This window comes from Trichococcus sp., assembly GCF_049684335.1.
In the GTDB taxonomy this organism is placed as follows: domain Bacteria; phylum Bacillota; class Bacilli; order Lactobacillales; family Aerococcaceae; genus Trichococcus.
Map to the genome: position 1 here is coordinate 1 of NZ_JBAVFV010000020.1, position 26,105 is coordinate 26,105.

Sequence of the window (26,105 nt, forward strand, 5' to 3'; positions counted from 1 at the left end):
GCTTGGATCAGCAACTTTTATATAATATCACGCTCTAAATCGCATGTCAACAATTTTTTCAAATCATTTCAAAGCCGATTCTGGCGGACAACTTCTATATACTATCATCGTAGCCGAACGCTGTCAATGATTCTTTTAATTTTTTTCTGAAAGATTGCCAATTCTTCAAAAAGCCTGGCTCTGAGCGGTCTCTTCTACTGGCAATAATTCCCATTCCATTATATAGTAGACTTGAAAATCGGACAGCCCCGTTTAAGGGAAGAGAGCGAGGATATAGATTGGATAAAAAAATCATTTTTTTGGATATTGATGGTACTTTGGTTGCAGATGACGGTTGGGTTCCCGCATCCGCTGCGGACGCATGCAGACAGGCCCGACTGAATGGTCATGAGATTTATTTGTGCACCGGCCGCTCAAAACCGGAGATCTATGACTTCATCATGGAAATCGGCTTCGACGGCATCATTGGCGCTGGCGGCGGCTTCGTTGAGTTGCATGACGGAATGCTTTACCATAAGACGGTCCCGGCCAGCGAAGTCAGACGGATGGTGGATTTCTTTGATCAGCATGGCGTTGATTTTTACTTGGAGTCAAACGGCGGCCTGTTTGCCAGCAAAAATTTTCTGCCGCATGTGGAACGTTGCATTTATGGTGATCTCGAAAACGATCCGGATGCCAGCAGACGCAAAGAAGAACAGCCGCACCCCTTCATAGAGGGACTGATTTACGGCGAAGAGGATCTGTATAAGACAGATGTCAATAAGGCTTGCTTCCTTCAGAGCGACAAACTTTCTTTCGCACAGATCAAAGCGGAATTCGAAAACGCCTTTGATACGATTCAATGCACTGTGCCTTCGTTTGGGGACGAGAGCGGCGAGCTGATGGTTCCGGGCATACACAAGGCGACCGCCATTGAAGCGTTGTTGGCACACCTTGGACTCTCCAAAGAACGGACGATTGCGATCGGAGACGGCTTGAATGACTTGGAGATGTTCGACTATTGCGAGATCGGCATCGCTATGGGGAATGCCAAGGAAGAATTGAAGGCTGTCGCGGATCATGTCACTGGTTCAGTGGACGAGGATGGCCTTCATCAGGCATTCCTCACTTTCGGGCTCATCTGATAATGGCAGCTAAGAATCTTATCCATTTCATAAAACTATCTTCATAGTTTCTTCATACTTGAGATTTATCATGACTGTAGGCCAATCACAAACAATCTTTTTTTTCAATTTCTTTACTCCTCCAAAGTAAAGAGCAACTCCTTTAGGGCTGCCTGATAACTTCAGGCAGCTTTTTTTTGCTATATCTTAATTTTTTCGCCATTCCATGATACTATATGAAGTAATACCTCGCTGAATGCGAGCTCTGCAATACATAAAAAAAACGACTCTCTTATAGATGAAAAAAATCAAATCGTAAACGGGGATGTGCACATGGAACCTATTCGCAATAAAATATTGGACTGCAAAAGGATCGTCATCAAAATCGGCACAAGTTCTTTGATGCTGGCGGACGGATCCGTCAACTACCAGACGTTCGACCGGCTTGCTTATGTCTTGACCGTCCTGCGCAATCAAGGCAAAGAAATCGTCTTGGTGTCTTCCGGCGCGATCGGAGTCGGGCTCAACCGCCTGAACCTCCCGCATCGTCCGAAAACCATCCCGGAGCAACAAGCCGTCGCTTCTGTCGGGCAATCCGAACTGATGAACCTCTACACCCGCTTTTTCTCGCACTATAACCAAATCGTGGGGCAAATACTCATGACCCTGGATATCGTGCAGTTCCCGGAAAGCCGCAGGAATGCCGTAAACGCCTTCGAGCAGTTGTTGAAAATGGGCATCATCCCGATCGTGAATGAAAATGACGCTGTCTCTGTTGAAGAATTGGATCACCTGACAAAATTCGGGGATAACGATCGCCTTTCCGCAACCGTTGCAGAGATCATCTCCGCCGACCTGCTGATCATGCTGTCCGATGTCCCAGGTTTTTATGATAAAAATCCGATGTCCCATCCGGATGCCGTCCTCTTCCATACCATCCATGTCGTCACGGCAAAGGAAATGGCTTTGGCTGGCGGGAACGGTTCGAAATTCGGGACCGGTGGCATGGCAACAAAATTGAAAGCTGCTAAACAAATCCTGAAGAACAAGCAACAAATGGTTTTGACGCAAGCCACCGACCCGACCGTACTGTTCGATATACTGGCCGGCAAAGAAATTGGAACCTATTTTGTGAGGGAAGACAAATAGAGGAGGATATTCGATGAACAGTTTATTGCAAGAAATGGGCATTGCCGCGAAAGCCGCAGCCAACAGCCTGAGGAAAGCATCAACCAAACAAAAGAATGAGGGGCTTTTGGCCATGGAAGCTGCCCTTTACACACATCAGAATGCCATCCTGGCAGCCAATGCGAATGACATCGCAGCAGCCGAGGCTAATGGATTGGCAACGCCGATGATCGAACGTTTGACTTTGAATCCGCAACGGATCAAAGGGATGGCGGACAGTTTCAAGGAAATCGCTCAACTGCCTGATCCGATCGGTTACGTTGAGGAAATGACGAAATCAGCCGATGGTTTGATGATCGGCAAGCAGCGTGTTCCGCTTGGCGTCATCGGAATCATTTATGAATCACGTCCAAACGTCACAGCGGATGCGAGTGCCCTTTGCTTCAAATCGGGGAATGCCGTCATCCTGCGCGGCGGAAAAGAGGCTTTGGAATCCAACAAAGCCATCATGACTGCATTGCAGGCCGGACTCGCGGACGCCGGTTTCGCCAAGGAAACGCTGCAACTGATCCCTGATCCGTCCCGCGAACTGGCCAATGAATTCATGAAACTGAATGGCTATCTGGATTGCCTAATCCCTCGTGGTGGAGCCGGACTGATCCAGAACGTGTTGAAAAACGCGACTGTGCCGGTCATCGAAACAGGTGTCGGAAATTGCCACCTGTACATCGATAAGGAGGCCGAATTGGAGATGGCTACGCGTATTCTGGTCAATGCGAAATGTTCCCGCCCTTCCGTCTGCAATTCCATCGAAACGCTTGTTGTCCACGAAGCAGTCGCTGATGCCTTTCTGCCCGTTTTCGCGGAAGCTTTGGCGCCTTATAAAGTGGAATTGCGCGGCGATGTGAAGACTTGCAGCATCCTGCCTGAAGCTGTGCCAGCAACAGAAGAAGATTTCGCTGCCGAATTCTCGGATTTCATTTTGGCGGTAAAAGTGGTTTCTTCCTATGACGATGCCATCGCACATATCCAAAAATACAGCACGGGCCATTCCGAAGTGATTGTCACCGATCATTACCAAACGGCACAGAACTTCCTGAACGATATCGATGCAGCGGCAGTCTACATCAACGCCTCTTCTCGCTTCACGGACGGCGGTTGTTTCGGATTCGGTGGAGAAATCGGCATCAGCACGCAAAAACTCCATGCCCGTGGACCGATGGGATTGAAGGAATTGACTTCCTACAAATACATCATCTACGGCGAAGGCCAAATCAGATCCTAAGAAGGATCCTCCTCAAAAACGCTTAGAGCCGGGACACCGTTCCCGGCTTTTTCTGTCCACAATGCAACAACCGGCTACCGGAGAAAGAAGGGTTCCACAAATGCAAAAGAAGATTGCAGTCATCGGTGGCGGAATCGTCGGCGCCACCGCAAGTTATTATTTGGCAAGAGCCGGCCACAGCGTCAGCGTATTCGACAGCGGCAACGGCCAAGCAACAGCCGCGGCGGCAGGTATCATTTGCCCATGGCTATCCAGGCGCCGCAACAAAAATTGGTACCGCCTCGTCTCCGAAGGCGCGGCTTTTTATGACCAGCTGTTGGCTGACTTGGCTTCCGACGGCTTAAAGACGGATGCTTACGCACGCTGCGGCGCCCTGATCCTAGGACAATCCGTCGACTACCTCCATGAGGTCCATGATCGCGCACTGGAACGCCGCGAGCAGGCGCCTTTGATCGGGAACGTCGCTATCCTGAAAGGCAGCGAACTCCAAAAAGCCTTCCCGACCCTCGCCAACGTTGAGCAAGCCCTTTACGTAGGCGGTGGTGCCCGCGTGGACGGTCGGGCGTTGACGAAGACATTGCTGAAGGCGACAACCCTGTACGGAGGCAGCATCCACAAAGAAACCGTCTCCCTTGCCAAGGATAAAGACGGCACCTTGTCCCTCCTGACGTTGGACGGACCACCGCAAAGATTCGATGCGGTCATCCTGGCGGCCGGCGCTTGGCTGCCTCAGCTCCTCAAACCACTCGGGTACACGGTCGATGTCAGGGGGCAAAAGGGGCAACTGGTCGTCCTCCAACAAAATGAAGACACCGATCCGCAAAATTACCCGGTCATCATGCCCCAAGGCGAAATCGACCTACTTCCGTTCGACAATGGAAAAACAGTCGTCGGCGCAAGCCATGAGAACGACAGGGGTTATGATCTGCAGCCCGATGCTTCCGTTACGGATCCGATGTTGGAACAAGCCTACACTTGGCTCCCACACCTGAAAGATGTAGTAAACGCGGATATCCGTGTCGGCACAAGGGCCTACACTTCCGACTTCAGCCCCTTCTTCGGCAGTGTGCCTGGCCTGCAAAATTGCTTCGCGGCAAGCGGGCTCGGCTCATCCGGACTGACTTCCGGCCCACTGATCGGTTATCTGTTGGCCGAATTGGCGCAGGGAAAAGAAAGTAGCTTACCTACCGAGAATTATCCGGTCGCCGCCTACGTCAAACCGGTCGGTCGCTAGAAAAACATAAAAATATCATCCGCCGAAGCATGTATTTTTTGCTATCTCAATGCAATTGAAATATAATTATCTTAAACGGAGGTGAAAAATATGTGGAAAGAATTTAAATTATTCATCATGCGAGGAAACGTGCTTGATCTTGCCGTCGGGGTTGTCATCGGGGGTGCATTTACAGCAATCGTCAATTCATTAGTTAAAGATATCATCACACCGATCATCGTAGCCTTGACCGGAAATGCAGATTTGACCGGTCTTTCCTTCAAAATCGGGCAGGCAGACTTCACTTACGGTAATTTCCTGCAGGCCTTACTGAACTTCTTGCTGATCGCACTTGTCCTCTTCCTGATGATCAAGGTAATCAACAAACTTAAAAGCAGAATGCCTGCTGAAGAACCAGTGGAAGTGGAAGCCGAAGTACCGGTTGTTGAACTTTACCTGAAAGAGATCCGTGATTTGATGGTGAACCAGAACAAAAAAGTCGAATAATGCTCAGCAAAACCTGCTCCCTGTAATATACAGGGAGCAGGTTTTTAGACTCCACTTATAAGTATACAAAAATGAACCCTATAGAGGGCACTTTTTTAGTGTCCATTCTATAGGGTCCATTTTATTTTTCTTAAAAAGCGTCGTCGTCCTCATCATCATCGTCGTCTGCAATCATGGATACATGCCAATCACTGATACTGTTTTTTCCTTGAGCGATCACAGCTTCGGCAGCTTCTTCCACAGGCGTCCCGATCAATTGATGGTTGATCCCTTCCAACAGCATCGGAAGGTTTACCCCGCCAATGATGTAAACAGAATCTTGCAACGGTTTCTCCAGACTATTCGTCACAAGTACTGATTGGTTGTATGGGCTGGCGCTCACCAGATCCACCAATACGATGACCCCGTCACCTTGATTGACTTCAAGGATGGATTCTTTAATTGTTGCGCCCAACGCCTGTACGTCGTCCCCCAGATTCAAGTTTGCTGTTGCGATATTATTGGTCGGGCCAAAGATCACTTCCGCTGAATCTTTAAGTCCGTTGCTTAACGAACCATGTGTTGCAATAACGATTCCTAACATTGATAATCCTCCTTAGTTACAGAAAGGTCCAGTTCCTATCTGCACAATTCCACAACTTTTGTAATATTTTCCATATTTAAATTCTTTTGGCTCAAATCCGACTTATCCAGATAAAATTGCGTTTTTTGTTCTTTTTCCAAAGTTTTTGCACTGAAGATATAAGTGACCCTTTCGTCTGACGACTGATGATCAATGCCTAATTCCGACAATTTCGCTTTGGAAACGTCATTGCCGATAACATGCAGCGGAGCATCTGCACCCACGCAATCCAAAAAGAAAATCTTCGCTTTCTTATTTCCAGGTGTACGCATTGCTTCCAGACCACTTTCTCCAAAACTGCCTTCATCCACAAAAGCGAAAGCTGTTTTCTCCCCTTTTGCCTCACTCATCATTGCCAACATAGCAAGGATGGACGAAGTATTTCGAATCAACGTCTTTCGGTTTGCCGACCCCTTCGCGATCTTGCCGAACAAGTAGAAATAGACACCATAAGCTAGCGCGATAAACAAGGTGCGAACAGAAATCAGGTCAACCGCACCAGATGCATTCTGCATATAAAAGAGCGTTCCGGCAATACCCGCCAGGAGTAACAGGACAGAACTGACTATAATGAAACTGGTTGTCCGCTTTTCCTGTACTTCCCGATCAAATAAAACATAAGGACCAAAATGCTGGATTGGCGTGTCATAATACGTGCAAATGATCTGATCCGCTTTTCCGATATCGCCAACGTACACGTTCCTTGATGCATATTTTTTATGGCGATTGTATTCGATCACCTGCACATCCTCTCGCATGTCAGAAATATCCGCCACCAATGCCGAGATAAACCGCCGTTTGCTTTTATCAGTACGGCGTACACGATAAAAAGACTGATATCGAAATAGCCAATCTTTAAATTTTTCATTTTGCTGCATAGTATTTGCCACCTGTCATTTTGGTCACTATTTTCCCGATTGAGAAAAGCAGCTATTTCGCAATAACTGCTTTCCCACCAGGAATTATTTTATAAACCGAATTGCTTTAATACATCCGCTAAGCTAGAGCTTGACGAAGATGGTGTTGCTTGGAAATAGATGTTTTCAACTCCATAGTCTTCATTTAATTCTTTCAATTTCAATGCATCTGCTTTGTTCAGATAAACTGATTTTGTGACCAAAATATCGTCGTCGCCTTTTTTGGCGATTCCGCCGATATTCAGATCTTTGATCGGAACACCATATTTAACCAGATTATAAATTCCGGTCACTGTTTTCGTGATCAGGATAGCACTGTACTCTTTAAATTTGAACTCATCCCAATAGAATTTGCACTTTTCTTCAGTCATGACAATTGTTTTTTGTCCGGTACGGCTACCCGCACTCTTGTACAGATCCTTCATGAATTTATCTTTGGCAACAACATCATCCACTACAAAGATCGAATTGACGCCATCTCTTTGGGACAATGTCAACATGACTTGACCATGGATCAGTCTCTCGTCTACACGCGCTAAATTTACAACTCCCATTTTTTACACTTTCCTTTCTTATGCCTTTTTTATAGAATACCTATGCCAGCCAGAACAATCAAAATCAACGTCAAGCCTACTAATGCACGCGTTACCTTCAGACCTTTTTTGATGTAGAAGAAGTATACACCCAGAACAACGGCCAATGGCAACATGCCAGGCATGATCTTATCCAGTATTTCCTGAATAATAAATGGACGTCCAGAAATCTCAAATTCTAAGCTTGATGAAACTTTAACATAATTTCCGGCTAAAATCCCCATCATAAACATCCCTAGGATAGACAACATTTCGATAACAGTCTGAATCCCAGCGCTATGCATCACACCCGTTGCATTTTTACCTGTCTTGAATGCGCTTCGTGCAAAGAATACACCTAACACTGCTTGGTAAAGAGCAAAAGCGATGAATGGGAACAAGGCGCCGATCGGGCTACCCATTTGTGCCCAAGGAACAGCGATAGCGATAAAAATGTATTGTACAGTTCCTGAGTCGATCGAATCACCGATCCCAGCCAAAGCTCCCATTAAACCTGCTTTAGTATTGTACATCAGATCATCAGTCATGGTGACTTCTTCGCCGTTTACCACTTCTTTGGCGCGTTCTTGTTCCATCGAAGACATCAGCCCTGTGATGACTCCGCCACCCCATGACAGTTGCGTATTGAAGAACAGCAATTGGCGTTTGTAGGCGGCTCTTAATTGATCCTCATCTTTGTACAGTTTGCGCAGAATCGGCATCATCGCATAAAGAAGCGATGGAGCCAAATAACGTTCGAATGAGTGAGGAATTTCGTTTGCAAAGTGCCAGCGTAAATAGGTTTTCGTAACATCTTTAGCGGTTATTTCTTCTGGTGCTAACATGTTTTGTTCTTTAGCATCTAGATTAGCGTTTATCATTTTTTCATCTTCCTTTCAATTTGCATACTTTTTAGAAATCGTCGTCATCGTCATCTTCAAGCGCTGCACTACCAGCGGAAGCAGAAGATGTTTTTGCAGCTTGTCCCTTGCTTAACACGAAAATGGCTGCTATTAAAGCTCCGACAATGGCATAGGTTACCATCGTGATTGATAAGGAAGCCAGCACAACGCTCATCAAGTATGCTAACAGGAAGAAAACCATGTAGTCTTTACGGCCGATAACATAAATCGTTGTTGCAATACCGATAGCCGCTAGACCGCCACCGACAACAGTAAGAATATGGAACACAACTGTACCTTCAAGTGCGGTGATGACATCAGCAATAACTGGTGCTCCGAAGTACAAAGCAACGAATACTAATGGCACAAACAAAAGGAAAGAAGCGATTGTTGGATAAAGGATGATCGATCTTACGATTGCACCGTCATTCAAGTCTTCGACGGCTTTATCGGTGTATTTACCCAAAAATGTATTGATGAAAAATCTGAATTGGTACAGATAAGCACCCAATAAACCTACCGGTACAGCTACAGCTATCGCTGCTTCAGGCTGCAGGTTACCCATTAAAGCAACCGGCACCGCGATCGCTGCTGCGATTGATGGTTCAGAAGGCATCGTTCCCCCTGGAGAGAAAACCCCCATGTAAATCAGCTGAATTGCTGCTGTGATAATCATTGCTTGTGGAACGTCACCCATTACAATACCTGCGATCAAACCCGTCATCAAAGGGGAAAAACGTAATGTTAATGTCGCTCCACCTAAAAATGCACGTGACATGACTGCCCCTACCCAAAGTGCAATTAACAAACTTTGCATTGCGGTAATATTTTCCATTGCCTATACCTCCGTATTTATGTATTTTTCTAAATCTATTATTGCTTTTTTCAAGACTGCTTCATTGATCGTCATCGGCAACAAATGCACTTTTTGCTTTTTGTTGACCAGTTCGACTATGTTGTTGAGTTCCTCTTCTGCCAAAGGATACTCGCCCATTTCGGTTAATGATTTCGGTAAACTTAAAGCTTCATACATCGGAATCAATTCGTCAATTACTTGCCATTTGCCTTCCAGAGCCAATTGATAGAAAATGCCATATGCCACTTTCTCACCATGCAAGTAGTTGTGGACTCCCGGCAGATAAGCTGAAATCGCATCATGAATGGCATGAGCGGCTGTATTACGGGCATATTTGTCGCCAAATCCCCCAACCAGTCCCGCAACCCCGAATATTACTTCAGACACCTTGATAAACGCTGCAGATACCGTTCCATTGCGCATATCCTCGATAGCCTTCAAACCATCTTCAGCGATGACATCTTTGCAGATCCGCGCCGAATGCCGTGCGAGCATCAAGAAATTATTCGCTTCAAACTGCGGCTGCTCCAATATCATATCGGATTCATACCACTTAGCTATAGTATCCGCGATTCCTGCAATAAAGAATTTTATCGGCGCATCGATGACCAACGTTGGATCAGTGATCAGAAATGCTGCCTGTCTTTTGTAATGTTCCGTTTTGCCTTCAGCGAGTCCGTTATCTTTGTACATAACGGATAAGGGCGCCCATGGTGCACAATTACTGGCCAATGTCGGAACGACACCGAAAGGTTTTTTCGTCAAGGAAGCGACGTAGTAAACCAGATCACACAATTTCCCTCCGCCAACGCCGATGATAAAGTCAAAGTTGCCATCGCCGACTAGTTTGGCCAATCGGTTTGCTTCATTATAGCTGCACTCACCGTTGTATTTCTCGTACTGGATTGTGAAGTCCTCATCCAGAAATTCCAAATACGGACTTGCTTTCGCCCATGAAATCGTGCCATGAACTAGCAGCACCCGTTTCGCACCGTATTCCTTCACTATGTCAGGAATCACTTCCATAGCGCCTTGCCCATACTTATAAAATTGCGGGCCAACTTTTACATTTACAACTGTATCCAACTTTATTCACCTCCCTCATGCTGTAATATAAGGACTTACTGGTTGCACTACCCGTCGAGGCATCCTCCCTTCCACTATCGATTCACAGTCAGAAACACATTTGTCTCCCATTCCTTCCAGGCACTCCATTGTGTATGCGGACGTGTGAGGGGTCACAATGATATTCGGATACGCCAGGAAAGGATGGTCACTGTGTCCCGGTTCAACTTCCAGTACATCTGTTGCATATCCGCGCAGTTTCCCGGTTTGGATCGCTTCGATGATTGCCGCTTCGTCTACCAGTGCCCCACGAGCTGAGTTGGATATGTAGACACCGTCCCTCATTTTCGCAATGGTTTCTTTGGAAACCAGATGGTAGTTCGTTTCATTCAGACTTGCGCAGAGGCAAATGACCTCGGCCCGCTCCAGAAGTTCGTCCAATTCGACTTTCTTGCCGCCGAAAATCTCGATTTCCAACGCGGTCTTGTTCGGATCGACCCCCAACACTTCACACCTGAATCCATAATGCAGGATTTCGACGGCTCGGCTGCCGATATTGCCAACACCAATGACGCCTACCGTTTTTCCGCATAAACCGTTTCCAATAAACCGCGCTCGATTTTCCCAGCCATCATTTTTGACTTCCTGCGCCGACTCAGTTGTGCGCCGCATCAACGCAAGTAAATTGGTAACATTATTTTCTGCAACTGCGTCGCGCTCAATCAGAGGAGGAACAATCGCGACAATCGTACCATGTGCCTTGGCAGCTTCCAGATCTATATTGTTGTACCCGATTCCATGACGCGTGATCAACTTCAGTTCATCCTTATGCTCAAAAAATTCGCTAGTGAAAAATGGTGTTACACTCGCGATAATAATATTATACCCTATTAAGGATTCAGCTAGTTGCTTTCCTTCAATAGAACTATCAAAATCGAAACGATCGACCTGCCCGATTTTTCCCAGTCTTTCCACATGCGTGTCAAACATCTTCCCAAAACTGCTTGAATTGACAATGGCTATCTTATTTTCTTGAGTCATTTTTCTTTACCCCTCCACTTGTAAAACGTTATCTCCGCCAAACACTTCTTTGTAATCGTTTTCTTAATTTATATTCTGATTATAATAAATATTTTTTACTTTGTAAAGCTAAAATAAAAAATATTTATTACTAAACGCGAATATGCTATACTATTCCCAAGGAGGTGCTCATATATGTCAAAAAATTATATCCAAATGATCCTGAAACCACACTACGAAACTTTTTCAGCCACTGAATTAAAGATTGCCGACTATTTCGTGAGCTTGGGCATGGACCTAGTGAACAAAACATTATCCAATCTTGCCGAAGAAACGGATTTTTCAGAATCAACGATTTTTAAATTCGTGAAAAGAATAGGCTTCAAAGGTTTCCAGGATTTCAAAATCAGCGTCGCATCAAACTATCGTATGTCTGAAGAACGCACGCACCAGTTAGCCGTATTTACCGACATTACCGCTTCGGACACGCCGAGCGATATTTCTAAAAAAGTCATTCAATCCTCACAAATTATGCTGCAAAGCCTGATGAGCAAACTATCAGGGGAAGCACTGCAACAAGCTCTTGATATAATCGTAAATTCGAAAGCGCTTCACTTTTTTGGACTTGGTTCCTCCGCGGTCATTGCGCTCGACGCCTACCACAAATTCTTGAGAACCGCGATCCCAGTAAACTATGTTTCGGATTATCATATGCAGCTGATGCACACTTCCAAATTAACGGAAAACGATTGCGTCTTCCTTTTCTCGCACTCAGGAAAGACCGCAGAAACAATCAAGATTGCGGAAGTAGCGGCACATAATAAAGCTAAGATCATCTGTCTGACAGGGAATCCGCCAGGCGCTTTGAACCGATTGAGTGATGTCAGCATCGTAGTCGAAACGGAAGAATCCATTTTTCAGTCCGAGGCACTTTCAGCCCGATTACTTTATATCACAGTAGTGGACATCATCTACTTGTCGTATCTCTATCATGATGAGCATACAAATATAGAATCAATCGACACGATACGCGAAATCCTTTCGACAACAAAAATAGAGGTGGATAGATAATGCCCATTAAAGCAATCGTTTGCGACATGGACGGCACACTACTGACTGCTGATCACGGCATCAGCCCCAAAACCCAGGAACTCCTCCTGTCGCTCCAGCAAAAAGGCATCACGCTGGTATTGGCAAGCGGAAGAAGTTACTTGCGGCTGATGCCAGATGCCCTGAAACTGAAGATGGATTCCCATCAAGGTTATTTGATTGATGTAAACGGCAGTTCCATTTATGATTTCAACTCTCAGACCAGGGAAAGATTGGGGATAATGGATTCAGAAGACATCCAAAGAGTCACATCGGTATTCCGCACATTCAATGTTGAGATCCAATTCTCCCAGGATGCCGGCCTGTACACCTATTTGCCGGATTCGCTGTATGCCTTAAAGAAGAAGATCCGCGGCGAAATGAGACTGCCCGACGATTATCCTTGGGCTAGCGGCATGTACAGTTGGTTATGCGATATGCGCGATGGCTATCCTGAACAAAAACTGATTCTTGATCTAAACGAAGCGCCAGCTTCTTGCAATAAAATTTCGATCAGCCAAGACCCGCATTTTATGGAGGCCGTGACGCAGTCATTGCCTCATTTAGGTCTGTATGATGAGTACGAGCTGGTCTTTTCTGATGAACGGAAACTTGAAATCACAAAAAAAGGCATCAACAAAGGCAAAGCCTTGGATACCTTATTGGAAAAACTGGGCATTTCAAATGAGGAAGTGGCAGTTTTTGGCGACAGCGAGAATGATATATCGATGCTTTCCGACAGACCCTATTCCTTCGCAATGGCTAACGCGTTGCCCAAAGCCAAGAGCGTGGCAAACTACACAACGCCTTCCAATGATGACGAAGGTGTCTATCACGGCTTGACCCAATTGATATCAGAAGGACTGTTTTAAACGAGAGAACATAAAAAAGCCGTATACCATGCGATATTTCGCAAATATACGGCTTTTTTGGCACCAGAATCAGTGCTTATGATTTTATAAATAGATTCTCCACAATCCAAACATCAGCACGAGCGCCAGCAACAGTGTATGCCCTTTGATCTGCAGAAAGATAAGTGCGATGAATTCGCGCAGAAGAGCATAAGGCAAAAAATAAAGCGGCGTCCAGGCTCCTAAGCCGTCCGTTTTCAATCCCACTCGGTGGGCGTAAAGACTGCTGCGGACAACATGAAAATTGTTCGTGATGAAGAGGCACTTGTAGCTTTCTTTGTACGCATCCATGATGCCCTTCGAGTAAAGGAAGTTCTGGTACGTGTTGACGGACTTGTCTTCCTCAAGAATCAGTTCTTCCGGGATGCCATTCTCCATCAGATAGCGTTTCATGGCGAAGGCTTCGGAAAATGGTTCGTCTTCCCCTGTCCCTCCGCTCACAATCAGACGGCAAGGCCGCTTTTGCGTGCGCTCTGTCTGATGCCTGAAAAAGCGGATCGCTCTGTCCAAGCGTCTCTGCAACAGCGGACTGATACCACCATTCGGCAGCAATCCCGCTCCCAGGACAATGATGAAATCTTTATCCAAGGAAACCGGAACGAGGCCATAAAAGGCTGTCGCGATAAAAAACAAAATCAATATCACACCAAAGTAGATGATGAAGTAGCCCATCAAGCGCATGAAGCGCCAAATAAGGTAATGATGGAACACAAAATAATTCAGCAAGAACAACAGGTCCATCAACAAAATGAAGGCGCCCACCGCGACCAACAGGCCGTACCGTTTGGCCCAGCCCTCTTTTTTGAGCAACAGCACCCCATTGAAGACAAGCGCCAGGCCAAAAAACAGGAACGCGAACGGTGAAATCAAGCCAAACAGGACACGGAAGAGCATCACCGCATAACGGATCCACGCCACTTGGGGCGAGTCGTTGCCCTGCAGCATTCCCACGAATAGGAACAGCAACACCGCAACCAGCAAATAGCTTTGAAATTGTCGGTTTTTTCCCATCCTCCGGAGCGTCATGACCCCGCCTAACGAGAAGATACTCAATAAATAGAACAGCAACGGTCATCCCTCCTGTCTAGAAGCCGTGGAAAGCTTGATAAACTTCCTGTTTCTTCAGATCCCTGATTTTTGCGGTCTCTTTGATCGCATCTTTGGAAGAAAGCCCCTGTTCCGTCATCAGCTTTTCCACCAATTCGGCGACGCTGAGGTCATCAAATGTCTGTTCAACAGGCATTTCCGGGTTATCATTACCGGCTATCATCAGGCAGATTTCCCCTCTGATTTCCGTTTCTTCGGCCCAAGCAGCCAATTCTTCTGCCGAACCCCGGATGAATTCTTCAAAACGTTTCGTTAATTCGCGGCAGATGACGACTTGGCGCCCTTCACCCATCACGGTTGCGATATTTTTGAGCAACTCCTTCAGCCGGTAAGGCGACTCATAGAAAATCATCGTCTCTTCCCTGTTCTTCAGCGACTCCAACTGGGCCACTTGGTCTTTCTTCTTGCGCTCCAGAAAGCCGAAAAAGTAAAATGGCTGCGGCGCCAATCCGGAAGCGATCAATGCAGTCACACCGGCATTGGCTCCAGGCAACGGCACAACCGGCACGTTTGCGTTGATGCAGGCGCGCACCAAATCATGGCCTGGATCGCTGATCGAAGGCATCCCCGCATCGCTCACTTGGGCAATGGATTGGCCCCCGAGTAGTCTTTCCACCAATTGCGGAATGCGCTCTTGGGTATTGTGCTCGTGGAAGCTGATTTGGGGAGTGTCTACTTCGAAATGCGTCAACAGTTTCCGCGTATTGCGCGTGTCTTCAGCCGCAATCAGATCCACTTCGCGCAGTATCTTTATGGCACGGAAGGTCATATCTTCCAGATTTCCGATGGGAGTCGGCACTAAATAAAGCGTGCCGCTCTCGTGCTGTTCATAACTTTTTTGCAGTTGCATCTTTGTTCTCCTCTGATTTCGATTCATTTTGGCAATTCTGGCGACCTGCTAAATCCCGCCTGGTTCAGAACCTGGCAGATGGGTGCCGTGCACCTTCAAAAAATTCTCTTTCTGCTTTCGGCTCAGCTTCTTGAATGCCGCCTCCGCTTTGGTCGCTTCTGTTCTGGAACCGAAGACTTCATTATATATCATTTGTATAGGGCGGCGCGCCTTGGTATATTTGCTGCCGATGCCTTTATTGTGCTCCTGTTCGCGCCGAAGCGTGTCCGTCGTGTAGCCGGCATAAAAAGAGTCATCTGCGCAATGCAGCACATAAAAGTAGTGCTCACTGCTCGCCATAGAGGACATCCTTTACCTTCTGGCTGTATTCCCCTTCTTCATTGTACACAACGAGCGGCGGCAGCACACGGAAGCCATCTTCCTTGCCGTCCTTGATGCCTTCAATCAGAATCATGTTCGCTTCCTTGTTCTGTTTTGGATAGATGAACTGCAGTTTTTTGGGCGCGATCCGGTTGTTTCGCATCGTTTCCAGGATTTCCATCAAACGATCCGGCCGATGTACGAAATAGGCCTTGCCCTTCATCTTCAGCAGATGGCTCGTCTGTTTCATCAATTGGTCCAGCGTCAAATGAATTTCGTGCCGCGCGATCGCAAAAGCATCCAATTCATTCGTGAAACTGGATTCGGTCAACTTGAAGTAGGGCGGATTGCAGGTGATGACATCGACGGAATCCGGTTTGATGAAGCGGGTTACCTCATTCACATCCGCATGCAGGAAGGAAACCTTCTCCTCCAACTGATTCAGCTGGACTGTCCTGCGGGCCATATCCACCAAACGGTCCTGCAGTTCCACTCCGACGATCGGGTTCTTGGTTTTTCCTGTCAACAAGAACGAGACTGCCCCGTTCCCGGCACAGAGATCGACTATCTTTGCCGGCTTCACGCGCGGCAATTCCGCGAAATCCGCCAACAGGACCGCATCCAGCGAAAAAGAGAACACGGCTGAACTTTGGATGATCTGGATGTTTTCCCGTTTCAGCACATCCAACCGTTCGCCTTCCTTCAATACATTTTCCATTCCTATTCCCCTTTGTATATATATCATCAAACATACAGCAACCGAAATAAGCTTCAGCCCGCATATCCCTTACATTTATCCTCAAAACAGAGGCCAGGACTTCTGTCCCCGCCTCTGCCAGTCATGCATCCATCATTTGTCGACATGTACCCACAGCGCGGGATACTTCTCAATTTTTCCGATCTCTTTCGCCGTAGATGACATCGATACAGAAAACACAGGGTTCATCATTCAAACGGCGGGAACCATAATAAACATTGCAGACATGAAAACCGTCCTCGTACAGCTTCTGTAAGTTCAGACGGGACTTCGACATTTCTGGCTCTTGCTTCTGCGCGTCCTCTTTTTCCTTCGTAAGGAAATCGATCCGATCACGCAGATGCTGGTTCTCGATTTGAAGATTTGCGTTCTCTTCTATCAGGTCATCCATCTTCTCTTGAATCTCTTTAACATCTGCTCCCATCGATGAAATACGGCTTTCTACCCGATGGAATTGGTCATACAAGGTACGTTTATCCATTTTATCCACTCGCATTTTCCATACTTATTTTTCAATCTTATCGTGCAGATCCTTAAATCCTATAACTCTGAACTGGCAAACTCAACCGTTTTATTGTGCTCGAATAGACGCACTTTGACGACTTGACTGAGCACATTCAATTCCACAACTTTCCCCTTGCCCTCCGGCGTCATTACTTCCTGCCCATAATCAGGCATCGCCTTTCTGAGGGAAACGTACGTATCGTTCTCATAATTCAGGCAGCACATCAACCGACCGCACAAACCAGATATTTTGGTAGGATTCAAGGACAACCCTTGGTCCTTCGCCATCTTGATCGAAACCGGCACAAAGTCGCCTAAGAAGGTTGAACAGCAGAGCGTTCTGCCACAAGGTCCGATTCCTCCAAGAATCTTGGCCTCATCGCGGACGCCGATCTGATGCAGTTCGATCCTCGTGCGGAAAACAGCCGCCAACTCGCGGACCAATTCCCGGAAATCGATCCGGCCTTCCGAACTGAAATGGAAAGTCAAACGACTGCGATCGAAAGTGTATTCCGCTTTGATCAGCTTCATCTCCAATTTCAGCTGCTTCATTTTCGTCTTGCACACGGCAAAGGCTTCTTTCGCCTCCGCGCGATTCTTTTCATCCTGCTCGAGATCTTTTTCGGTCGCAACGCGGATGATGTTTTTATGCGAAAGGATGCCGCCGTCGTCATTGCTTTTTTTATCGACAATGACGATTTGGCCAATGTCGACAGCATTCCCATTATTTATGATCAATTTTTCGTCCATTCGGTACTTTGTCTGGCCTGCTTCATAATAAGAGATGGGCCCGACAGGCATAAAACGAACACCAATTACGTTTTTCATTTTCTTTCTCCTCCAGAAGCTTTATCTATAGGCTATTCCCGAGCGCGATTTCTTCCAGTACCCCTTGGAGCTGAACATTTGCTTCCAGACGTTTCTTTCCATTGAGGATATTTTCCATATGCCGGGTGATTTCCTGAGGATGCAGTTTTTCTGCAATGCGCTCGTACTCTTTTCCGTGATTTTTGTTGACGATAGCTTGCTTATTGCTGTACTTGGTATACAGTAAATCACGGTAATAGAATAATAGCAAGTCCAAAAAGAAGTGCCCATCATTTTTGTCCTTCAGACCGTCCATCAAGTCGGTCTGCACAAACACAAATGAGTGGGGATTTTTATCGGTCATCAGCTGGAACCAAGCCCATGTCCGCTTCTTGGATTCATGGAAGCTTTCCTCTTGGTTCAGCAACAAGGCTGCTTCCTGGTTATTGGTGATGGCCGCCAGCAACGCCGCATTTTCATGCTGTATCCCTTGCGCCTCCAAGGTTTCTCCCAATGCCTGCTTATTGACGACCTGGAAATGGACGATTTGGCAACGCGAGCGGATGGTCGGCAGGATATTTTCCTTGGCCGTGGTCATCAGAATCAGGTACGTATCTTTTTGCGGCTCCTCCAAGAACGTCAGCAGACTGTTCGAAGCGCTGACCGTCATTTTTTCGGCGTCATAAATCAGATAGACCTTGCGGCTGCCTTCCATCCCGCTTTTGGAAAGTTCCGCCTTCAGTTCGCGTACTTGGTTGACTTTGATGGTGTTGCCATCCGGCCTGATTTCCGTCATATCGGGAAATCCCCCCGCCGCAATCCTAAGGCAATGATTGCAGTGCCCGCAAGGCCGATCATCCTGCAACTCCTCGCAAAAGAGCATCTGAGTTATCCAACGCGCCAATTCTTCTTTGCCGGTCCCCCGCGCTCCTTCAAACAAGTAGGCGTGGACCAGTCGTTTCTCACGAATCGTACGTTGGAACCTTTCGAGCAGTTCTGGCTGCTGCCTCATCAAAAGCTGTGTCACACCATCCATCCTTTCCTTCGTCATCAGAATCTGTAAAAACTATCTACCGGTAAAACAAACACGGTCGCTCCGCCTACATGCACTTCCATCGGGTAGGCAATCGCGTTATCCAACGACACATCCATGCTTACTGGAGTCGCTATGAACTGCTCGCGCGCTTCACAATTGGTTTTGATGATACTCAATACTTCGTCGACCCGCTCGTCCTCGACACCAATCATAAAGGTGGTATTACCGGCGCGTAAAAATCCGCCTGTAGAAGGCAATTTCGTAGCGCGGACATTTGCTTCCACCAACTCATCGGACAGGATAGCACTGTCTTTATCTTGAATTATAGCCATAATTAATTTCATAACAAATCCCCACTTTCTGTATGTTGAAAAGGTTCATCAGTGATGCTTGGCAAATGATCTTGCTTTAAAAATAGCTTGGATATTTGTTTTTGATGATGTGATAGCAAGCTTCCGCCACAGCTTCACGGCTCATCGTCCCATCGACGACCACTATTCGTTCCGGATTAGCCTTCGCCAGTTGCTGATAGCCAACTCGGACTTTTTCATGGAAATCGAGCTTTTCCTGGTCCAAACGGTTATATTCCCGTTCGTCCAAATTCGCATGGATCCTTTGAATGCCCACTTCCGCCGGGACATCGATGTACAACGTCACATCCGGTTCGAGGCCTTCTGTTGCGAATTGGTTGATTTCACGGATACCCTCTTCACCGATGCCTCTTGCGTAGCCTTGATAAGCGATTGAACTATCAACAAAACGATCACAAAAAATGACGTCTCCACTTTCCAAAACGGGCAACACCTTTTCGATCAGATGCTGGCGGCGGCTTGCCGCATACAATAAAGCTTCTGTCCTAGAATCCATGTCCGTATGCGAAGGATCCAGTATCAACGAGCGGATCTTTTCCGCGATCGGGCTTCCACCCGGTTCTCTCGTCGCTACTACTTTGCGGTTCATCTCTTGTTGCAGACGCGGTACTACTTGCTGCAACGCGGTTGTCTTCCCTGAGCCATCCGGCCCTTCGATTGTGATGAAAATCCCTCTCACTTTGCACACTCCTACGATTCTAATACTTCCATTATACGCTAAATGAAAGATTTTTTATACAGATGAAACTGATATAGCTTTATCAATTTTGCAACAATTAATTGCCTTTATCGGCTTTTTCCGAAAATAGAACCAGGAAACTGTTTCCTGCTCCGGGTGCACCTGGATTGCGTGTGCCGAAAAGATGAATACCCGTTGCTTATTCATGTTTTCGATCACATTCCGGACTCTAAACATGAATACTTGAGATTTATCCATGTTTTCGACCACATTTCGGCCCATAAACATGAATTATTTCGATTAATTCATATTTTCGACCAACATTTCCGCCTCCGAGCATGGATTCTTTCGATTATCCGCTTCGGTTTCCCATCCGGCGATCCCCAACAGAAAAGGACAGCTCCATTCCACATGGGCTGCCCTCCTTATCTTGCATCATACTCTCATCTGCGTTTCGTACAGCGTCGTGTAGATGCCGCCTTTTTTGACAAGTGTCTCGTGATCGCCTCTTTCAACGATTTTGCCTTTCTCCAGCACCAAAATTTCATCAGCCGACAGGATCGTAGAAAGACGGTGCGCAATGATCAGACTCGTGCTCTTGGCAAGGATCGGCTCGATCGCTTCCTGGATGGCATGCTCGGAGATGGAATCCAAGGAGGAAGTGGCTTCGTCGAAGATAATCAGGCCCGGTTTCCGGAGAATGATCCGAGCGATCGAAATCCGCTGCTTTTCGCCGCCGGAAAGCTTCATGCCGCGGTTGCCCACAATGGTGTCATAGCCTTTCGGCAAGCTGCTGATGAACGCGTGGATATTGGCCTCGCTACAAGCTTTCTCGATTTCGGCCTGCGTGGCATCAGTCTTGGCATAAAGCAGATTCTCTCTGATCGTGCCGTTGAACAAATACGTATCCTGCGTCACCACTCCGATGTGCTGGCGCAGATAGGCCAAATCAAGCTTGCGGATGTCGACACCGTCCAACAGGATCCTTCCGCCCGTCACATCATAGAGGCGCGGAATCAGGTTGATGATGGTGGACTTGCCCGCTCCCGAAGGCCCGACGATGGCGACGGAAGATCCCGGCTTCAGTTCGAAGCTGACGTTATTCAAGATCGGCTGTTCCGGATCATAGTGGAAGGAAACCTCTTCAAAAGCCAGCTCGCCTGTAAACGACTCAGGCTTAAGCGCCTCCGGATCATTGTCAATTTCCACAGGCAGATCGAAATACTCGAAGATGCGGTCGAAAAGCGCCATCGAACGGATCATATCGACCTGGATGTTCAGCAAGGAATTGACCGGCCCGTACATTCTGCCCAGGAGCGCCACCATGACGGTGATGTCCCCGATCGTCAGATCCGTGTTGCCGTATTCGATGATTAGGATCCCGCCGACCAGATAGATCAGCATCGGGCCGATGTTCGTGAAGACGTTGATCACGACCCTGAACCATTTGCCCGCCATGCTTTCCTTGATGTTCAAGCGGATCATCTGTTTGTTGGCTTCCTGATAGCGGTCGAACTCGTAGTTTTCCGTGACGAAAAGCTTCGAAAGCAATTGCCCGCTGACGCTGAGGGTTTCATTCAAAATTTGGTTGATGTCGTCATTGTGCTTCCGCGAAGCCAGGGTGATTTCCCAACGCCTTTTGCCCACGCGCTTCGTCGGCAATATGAACAAAGGCACCACCACGATGCCGATTGTCGCCAGCAAAGGGCTTTTCGTGTACATCGTGACAAGCGCAACCGTCAACGTCGCAAAATTCTGCAGGATGCTCGTCCAAGTACCCGTCAGTACACTCTGCACGCCGCCGATATCGCTGGTCATGCGGGTGATGATGTCGCCCTGCTTGCTGATCGTGAAGAACCGGTGCGACATCCGCTGCAGATGGCTATACATCTTATTGCGCATATCATAGGTGATATTTTCCGCCATCCAGACATTGACATAGCTCTCCACGACACTGATCAGATTGGCGATGATCAACACCCCGAACGAGAGGCCGATCAGACGGATCAGCACAGGAAGGTCCTGCTGCAACAGGCCTTCGTCGATGATGCGGCCCGTCAGGATCGTCGGAAATACACCGAATACCGATGAGGTGATGATCGCCAACACGGAAACGATGAGTTGCTTCCAATAAGGAACGAGATAACTGAACATCCGTTTCAATAATTGTGATGTGATTTTAGGGCTGTTCTTTTTTTCTTCGTCCGTCAGGAAACCCCCTCGGCCACCCTTGAACCCGTTGCCGCCCATCATTGCTCACCCGCTTGGTTTCTGAAGTCCTCCAAGGATTTTGTCAGTTTTTCGCAGAGCGCAACAAATTGTTCCTGCTCAGCCAGCGTCAAACTTTGATTGATGTGCTCCCTTTCCGTTTGGCGCACTGCCTTCATTTTCTTCAATAAAACAGACCCCTTTTCCTGGATAAAAATCCTGTTTCTGCGCTGATCGGCCGGGTCTGGCTGGCGCGTCAAGATCCCGTCAGCCTCGAGCCGGTTCAGCATCTCCGTCAAGGAAGCCGGCCGGATCCCCATCCGGTCAGCCAATTCCCGCGAACTCATCCCGTCGTTTTCCTGTAATATCCGCAACAGCCTTCCTGCTCCGCGCGATTCGTGCTTGGCGGGATTCTCCTTGCGCCGCAACGTGCGCATCAGCTTCATCGCGCTGCCGATGACATCTTTATTTTGTTCTTCCATAATAATTTCCTCCTCCAGATAGTTAGGTACCTATCTATGCACCTCTATTATAGTAGGTACCTAACTAATTTGCAACAAAAATGCCTGCGCTAGGTGTTCCGACAAGCGGAAAACATGGATATCTGTTGATTATCCATGTTCTCGACAACATTTCGGTCTCTAAACATGAATTCTTTCGATTTATTCATCTTTCCGACCACATTCCGACCTGTAAACATGGATTCTTTCGATTTATCCATGTTTTCTCCTGATTCAAGAATGTTCAAAGAACGCAAAAAACCAGACCGCCACCGGTCCGGTTCTTTGTCATTCCGAATGGAAAATGTCTTCCGCGCGGTTCGTGCGCTTGCGCCAACGGAACTGTTTGGCTTTTTTCGGCGCGGAAATATCCGCTTGGAGCTGTCGTTCTTTGGCTTCACGCAGCAGGAACAGATATTTCGCTTCTGCTATCTTCTCGAAGATACGCAACTCTTCCGGCAAATCATAGGCATTCTGCTGCAGTTGAGCCAAGGTAGTGTACTGTTGATGGACATCGCTGATCAAGTCGATCAACTTTTCGTCGTATTGCTGCTTTAATTGTCCCTGCTTCTTGCTTGCGCTGTTCAAATGGAATGCCATTTTGTTTTCCGTTCCCCCCGTTGTTCCTACCCTTGTTACAATTCTCGGCGTCCATCGATGGCACGGAAGAGGGTCATCTCATCCGCGTATTCGATGTCGCTGCCGACCGCCAGACCGTAAGCCAGACGCGTCACTTTAATGCCCGCAGGCTTGATCAGACGCGAAAGGTACATGGCCGTCGCTTCCCCTTCGGCTGTCGCATTCGTCGCGATGATGATTTCCTTGACTGTCTCATCCTGAAGGCGCTTGATCAGACTGGCGATGTTCAAATCTTCTGGTCCGGTCCCTTCCATCGGCGAAAGCACCCCATTCAACACATGGTACCGGCCGTGGTATTCCCGGATTTTCTCCATCGACATCACATCACGGGGATTTTCGACCACCAGGATGATGGACGCGTCCCGCGTAGTGTCCGCACAGATGTTGCACGGATCTGTCTCGGTAATATTACCGCAGATGGCGCACTGGTGTAGATCCCTTTTGGAGCGGATCAGCGCATCAGCGAATGCCAGCACAGCCTCCTCATCCATATCCAGACAGAAAAAGGCTAGTCGGGCAGCCGTCTTTTGCCCGATGCCCGGCAGTTTCATGAAACTTTCGATTAATTTTGCTATCGGTTCTGGGTATTGCATGTAAATAAATCCCCTTTTCTTCTATCAAAAGAAAGGAGGCTGGGACTAAAGTCAACACTGCACGACTTGTCTCACCCTCGCTCCCCTCATTCATTTCGGTTAGTGTCTGCAGCCTGACTTAGAATCCCGGAATCGCACTGGCAAACTTGCCCAATTTCGCTTTCGTTGCTTCATCGATCTTGCTTAGCACATCGTTTGTCGCCATCAGGATCAAATCCTGCAACATTTCCACATCTTCCGGATCGACCGCTTCAGGTGCGATGACAACATCGGTCACCTTCTTGTTGCCGGTCATCGTGATTTTGACCAAATCATTTGAAGCCGCACCAACAAACTCCGTTATGTTGAGTTCTGCTTGTGTCTGCTCCATTTCTTTCTGCATTTTTTGCATTTGTTTCATCATGCCTTGCATATTTCCCATTCCGCCTCGCATTGTATAACTCCCTCTCTGTTTGTGTACTATAGTTTATTGTATTTATTTCCCTTTACTGCTTGATTGCGTCCGTCAGTCATTGACGACGGTCACGATTCCATCCCCGAAAAGGCTTAGCGCCTGATCGATGACTTCCTGCTCCTTTTGTTCCTCGATAACGATCGGATCGGTCTCGACCGAAAAATCATCGGCGAAATTCCCGGGGTGATAATCACCGCGGTAACCGTCTTCCATTTCCGGCATCGGCGGTTCAGGCGGCAGATCCAAGTCGACCGGCTTATCCTTATCGACAGTTGCCGAAGTCTGCTGTTTAGGGGCCACCGATTGTACCACAGCCTGTTTTGGCGCGGCTTTTCTCGGTTCGCCTTCGGATTCAGCAGCTGGGCTGTCGTTCCGGTTCTGGATGTAGTTGCGTCGTACCGAAGTCCACTGCTCTTCCGTCAAGCACACCAATTCGCCGGGACGCTGCAGCATCCGCTGCGTTGCTGCATCCACAGCCGCCTGCAGCTCAGCATCTTCCGTCGCTTTCTGGCAAAGGATATCATACTGGAATGACAGGATGAAACTGGTCGGACTCGCTGCCACCGGATTAGCCTGTTTCAGCACGGCACGTTGGGTGACCGAGAGTACGTCCAGAATATCCGTCCAAAAATCACGGACCCGGGCAAGATCCTGCTTCGTAGCCTCACCCAAAATCTGGTAAGTACGCCCCATGTTGGGCTTGAAACCGGCTGACGAGTTCGACTGACGGACCGTTTCTTTTTTGGCGGGTGCCGCTTTAGTACCTTCCTGGGAAACGGTAAGATTCCCGGAAGCGATCAGTTCCTGCAGCTTCGCAAGTTCCTTTTTGACGAGCTCCAATTCGTTAGCCAGCCGCTGGATTTCTCCGTTCGGCACAGCTTGTGCGTTCGGAGTTGCCACCTGTGTGTGCGCCTTGGATTGGGATAGCTTCACCGCCAACACTTCCAGATAGATGTCCGGTTGCGTCGAAAAGCGCATCTCCCCTTGGGTCTCGTTGAAAGCCTCGATCATCTCGTAGAGGAACGTTGCCGGTGCCTCTTGCGAGAAAGTCTGGAAAGCTTCGCTGTATTGTTGCGTATTGTCCGCAAAGGCCTTGCCTTTTGTCTGCTGATAGACCAGCACATCCCGCGCAAACAGGATCATCTCCTCAAGGAAACGACCGGCTTCTTTGCCTGCACTCAGGATTTCCTGTAGCAATTGCAGCGCCGATTCCGTCTCTTCGTGCAGCAATGCGCTCGAGAAGGAAATCATCATTTCTTCCGTCAGACTGCCGGAAACTTTCACTGCATTTTCGAAAGTGACCGCATCCGAACCGTAGGAAATGATCTGGTCGAGCAGACTGAGCGCATCCCGCATCCCGCCGTTCGCGGAGCGCGCGATGACATGCAGCGCCTGATCATCATAACCGATTTTCTCCTCCTGCAGGATATAGGCCATCCGGTTGATGATGTCCTGATAGGAAATCCGCTTGAAGTCGAACCGCTGCGTCCTGGAAATGATCGTCAACGGAATCTTGTGGGGCTCCGTCGTCGCCAAAATGAAGATGACATTTTCGGGCGGCTCCTCCAGCGTCTTCAGGAGCGCGTTGAAGGCTCCGGTCGAGAGCATGTGCACCTCATCGATAATGTAGACTTTGTAATCGGCTTGGGTCGGCGCATAACGCGCTTTGTCGCGGATGTCCCGGATTTCCTCCACGCCGTTGTTGCTGGCGGCATCGATTTCGATGACGTCGTTCAAGCGTCCTTCGGTGATTGCCTTGCACGTTTCACATTCGTTGCACGGTTCCCCGTCGACGCGATGGTGACAGTTGATGGCTTTCGCAAAAATCTTGGCTGCACTCGTCTTACCCGTTCCGCGCGGTCCGGTAAAAAGGTAAGCATGGCTCGTTTTCCCCTGTATTAAGGCATTCTTCAGCGTCTGCGTGACCGCTTCCTGACCTGCGATGTCTCCGAACCGCTGCGGGCGCCAAACCCGATATAGTGCTTGATAGCTCATCCTTTTCCCTCTTTCACTTTTGCTTCGTCCATCTATTATAAGGGAAAAACAGTAA

Annotated in this window: 29 protein-coding genes; 7 read left to right on the plus strand and 22 right to left on the minus strand. The window is 47.9% G+C overall.

Annotated features, from left to right (window positions below):
- Positions 1-278 precede the first annotated feature (278 nt).
- From WBM30_RS04395 to mscL, 5 genes are all read left to right on the plus strand, one after another.
- Positions 279-1,124 (plus strand): Cof-type HAD-IIB family hydrolase, encoded by an 846-nt coding sequence (locus tag WBM30_RS04395; protein WP_424899558.1) that lies wholly within the window; start codon positions 279-281, stop codon positions 1,122-1,124.
- 321 nt (positions 1,125-1,445) lie between these two features.
- Entirely contained in the window at positions 1,446-2,252 is an 807-nt protein-coding gene (gene proB, locus WBM30_RS04400; protein WP_424899615.1) for a glutamate 5-kinase, read from the plus strand.
- Positions 2,253-2,265: 13 nt separating this feature from the next.
- The gene (locus tag WBM30_RS04405; protein ID WP_424899559.1) at positions 2,266-3,516 is read left to right on the plus strand and encodes a glutamate-5-semialdehyde dehydrogenase; all 1,251 of its coding nucleotides are present in this window, start codon (positions 2,266-2,268) and stop codon (positions 3,514-3,516) included.
- 100 nt (positions 3,517-3,616) lie between these two features.
- Entirely contained in the window at positions 3,617-4,750 is a 1,134-nt protein-coding gene (locus WBM30_RS04410; protein WP_424899560.1) for an NAD(P)/FAD-dependent oxidoreductase, read from the plus strand.
- Positions 4,751-4,840: 90 nt separating this feature from the next.
- Positions 4,841-5,236, plus strand: coding sequence for a large conductance mechanosensitive channel protein MscL (gene mscL, locus WBM30_RS04415; protein ID WP_424899561.1), 396 nt, complete (start codon positions 4,841-4,843; stop codon positions 5,234-5,236).
- 130 nt (positions 5,237-5,366) lie between these two features.
- On the opposite strand, the gene WBM30_RS04420 is transcribed toward mscL, so the two are convergent.
- The 7 genes from WBM30_RS04420 to WBM30_RS04450 form a co-directional block, all read right to left on the minus strand.
- Positions 5,367-5,819 carry a PTS sugar transporter subunit IIA gene (locus WBM30_RS04420; RefSeq protein ID WP_424899562.1) on the minus strand — a complete coding sequence of 151 codons (453 nt, stop codon included), beginning with the start codon at positions 5,817-5,819 and terminating at the stop codon, positions 5,367-5,369.
- Between the two features lie 35 nt (positions 5,820-5,854).
- On the minus strand, positions 5,855-6,736 hold the full coding sequence (locus WBM30_RS04425) for a hypothetical protein (RefSeq protein ID WP_424899563.1): 882 nt from the start codon (positions 6,734-6,736) through the stop codon (positions 5,855-5,857).
- A gap of 89 nt (positions 6,737-6,825) precedes the next feature.
- Positions 6,826-7,329, minus strand: coding sequence for a PTS system mannose/fructose/N-acetylgalactosamine-transporter subunit IIB (locus tag WBM30_RS04430; protein ID WP_424899564.1), 504 nt, complete (start codon positions 7,327-7,329; stop codon positions 6,826-6,828).
- Positions 7,330-7,358: 29 nt separating this feature from the next.
- Positions 7,359-8,228, minus strand: a complete 870-nt coding sequence (locus tag WBM30_RS04435; protein ID WP_424899565.1) for a PTS system mannose/fructose/sorbose family transporter subunit IID — start codon at positions 8,226-8,228, stop codon at positions 7,359-7,361.
- A gap of 31 nt (positions 8,229-8,259) precedes the next feature.
- The gene (locus tag WBM30_RS04440; protein WP_106450980.1) at positions 8,260-9,084 is read right to left on the minus strand and encodes a PTS mannose/fructose/sorbose/N-acetylgalactosamine transporter subunit IIC; all 825 of its coding nucleotides are present in this window, start codon (positions 9,082-9,084) and stop codon (positions 8,260-8,262) included.
- Between the two features lie 3 nt (positions 9,085-9,087).
- Positions 9,088-10,191: an iron-containing alcohol dehydrogenase family protein gene (locus WBM30_RS04445; protein ID WP_424899566.1), complete on the minus strand. Its 1,104-nt coding sequence runs from the start codon at positions 10,189-10,191 to the stop codon at positions 9,088-9,090.
- A gap of 15 nt (positions 10,192-10,206) precedes the next feature.
- Positions 10,207-11,211 carry a D-isomer specific 2-hydroxyacid dehydrogenase family protein gene (locus WBM30_RS04450; protein ID WP_424899567.1) on the minus strand — a complete coding sequence of 335 codons (1,005 nt, stop codon included), beginning with the start codon at positions 11,209-11,211 and terminating at the stop codon, positions 10,207-10,209.
- 174 nt (positions 11,212-11,385) lie between these two features.
- Between WBM30_RS04450 and WBM30_RS04455 the strand changes: the two genes are divergently transcribed.
- Entirely contained in the window at positions 11,386-12,261 is an 876-nt protein-coding gene (locus WBM30_RS04455; protein ID WP_086630087.1) for a MurR/RpiR family transcriptional regulator, read from the plus strand.
- Complete coding sequence (locus WBM30_RS04460) at positions 12,261-13,151, plus strand: HAD family hydrolase (protein WP_424899568.1); 891 nt, start codon at positions 12,261-12,263, stop codon at positions 13,149-13,151. Before WBM30_RS04455 ends, WBM30_RS04460 begins: the two co-directional genes overlap by 1 nt.
- Before the next feature lie 84 nt (positions 13,152-13,235).
- On the opposite strand, the gene WBM30_RS04465 is transcribed toward WBM30_RS04460, so the two are convergent.
- The 15 genes from WBM30_RS04465 to dnaX all read right to left on the minus strand — a co-directional run bounded on the left by WBM30_RS04465 (position 13,236) and on the right by dnaX (position 26,050).
- On the minus strand, positions 13,236-14,258 hold the full coding sequence (locus tag WBM30_RS04465) for a YdcF family protein (RefSeq protein ID WP_424899569.1): 1,023 nt from the start codon (positions 14,256-14,258) through the stop codon (positions 13,236-13,238).
- A gap of 16 nt (positions 14,259-14,274) precedes the next feature.
- A complete protein-coding gene (rsmI, locus tag WBM30_RS04470) occupies positions 14,275-15,147 on the minus strand; it encodes a 16S rRNA (cytidine(1402)-2'-O)-methyltransferase (protein ID WP_424899570.1) in 873 nt (290 codons plus the stop codon).
- A gap of 48 nt (positions 15,148-15,195) precedes the next feature.
- Positions 15,196-15,486, minus strand: coding sequence for a GIY-YIG nuclease family protein (locus WBM30_RS04475; RefSeq protein ID WP_424899571.1), 291 nt, complete (start codon positions 15,484-15,486; stop codon positions 15,196-15,198).
- Entirely contained in the window at positions 15,473-16,225 is a 753-nt protein-coding gene (locus WBM30_RS04480; protein ID WP_424198751.1) for a tRNA1(Val) (adenine(37)-N6)-methyltransferase, read from the minus strand. The genes WBM30_RS04475 and WBM30_RS04480 overlap by 14 nt, the downstream gene beginning before the upstream one ends.
- 169 nt (positions 16,226-16,394) lie before the next feature.
- Positions 16,395-16,745 (minus strand): DNA replication initiation control protein YabA, encoded by a 351-nt coding sequence (locus WBM30_RS04485; protein ID WP_424899572.1) that lies wholly within the window; start codon positions 16,743-16,745, stop codon positions 16,395-16,397.
- A 59-nt stretch (positions 16,746-16,804) separates the two neighbouring features.
- Positions 16,805-17,596 (minus strand): PSP1 domain-containing protein, encoded by a 792-nt coding sequence (locus tag WBM30_RS04490; protein WP_424899573.1) that lies wholly within the window; start codon positions 17,594-17,596, stop codon positions 16,805-16,807.
- Positions 17,597-17,621: 25 nt separating this feature from the next.
- Positions 17,622-18,611, minus strand: a complete 990-nt coding sequence (gene holB, locus WBM30_RS04495; RefSeq protein ID WP_424899574.1) for a DNA polymerase III subunit delta' — start codon at positions 18,609-18,611, stop codon at positions 17,622-17,624.
- A gap of 14 nt (positions 18,612-18,625) precedes the next feature.
- Positions 18,626-18,955 carry a cyclic-di-AMP receptor gene (locus WBM30_RS04500; RefSeq protein ID WP_424899575.1) on the minus strand — a complete coding sequence of 110 codons (330 nt, stop codon included), beginning with the start codon at positions 18,953-18,955 and terminating at the stop codon, positions 18,626-18,628.
- A 64-nt stretch (positions 18,956-19,019) separates the two neighbouring features.
- On the minus strand, positions 19,020-19,661 hold the full coding sequence (tmk, locus tag WBM30_RS04505; protein ID WP_424899576.1) for a dTMP kinase: 642 nt from the start codon (positions 19,659-19,661) through the stop codon (positions 19,020-19,022).
- 435 nt (positions 19,662-20,096) lie between these two features.
- Positions 20,097-21,914 carry an ABC transporter ATP-binding protein gene (locus WBM30_RS04510; protein ID WP_424899577.1) on the minus strand — a complete coding sequence of 606 codons (1,818 nt, stop codon included), beginning with the start codon at positions 21,912-21,914 and terminating at the stop codon, positions 20,097-20,099.
- Positions 21,911-22,351, minus strand: coding sequence for a MarR family winged helix-turn-helix transcriptional regulator (locus tag WBM30_RS04515; protein WP_424899578.1), 441 nt, complete (start codon positions 22,349-22,351; stop codon positions 21,911-21,913). Before WBM30_RS04515 ends, WBM30_RS04510 begins: the two co-directional genes overlap by 4 nt.
- Positions 22,352-22,657: 306 nt before the next feature.
- Positions 22,658-22,969 carry a YaaL family protein gene (locus WBM30_RS04520; protein ID WP_424899579.1) on the minus strand — a complete coding sequence of 104 codons (312 nt, stop codon included), beginning with the start codon at positions 22,967-22,969 and terminating at the stop codon, positions 22,658-22,660.
- 35 nt (positions 22,970-23,004) lie between these two features.
- Positions 23,005-23,601, minus strand: a complete 597-nt coding sequence (recR, locus tag WBM30_RS04525) for a recombination mediator RecR (RefSeq protein ID WP_424899580.1) — start codon at positions 23,599-23,601, stop codon at positions 23,005-23,007.
- Positions 23,602-23,719: 118 nt separating this feature from the next.
- Positions 23,720-24,034, minus strand: a complete 315-nt coding sequence (locus WBM30_RS04530) for a YbaB/EbfC family nucleoid-associated protein (protein ID WP_086986555.1) — start codon at positions 24,032-24,034, stop codon at positions 23,720-23,722.
- 72 nt (positions 24,035-24,106) lie between these two features.
- Complete coding sequence (dnaX, locus tag WBM30_RS04535; protein WP_424899581.1) at positions 24,107-26,050, minus strand: DNA polymerase III subunit gamma/tau; 1,944 nt, start codon at positions 26,048-26,050, stop codon at positions 24,107-24,109.
- Positions 26,051-26,105: the final 55 nt, after the last annotated feature.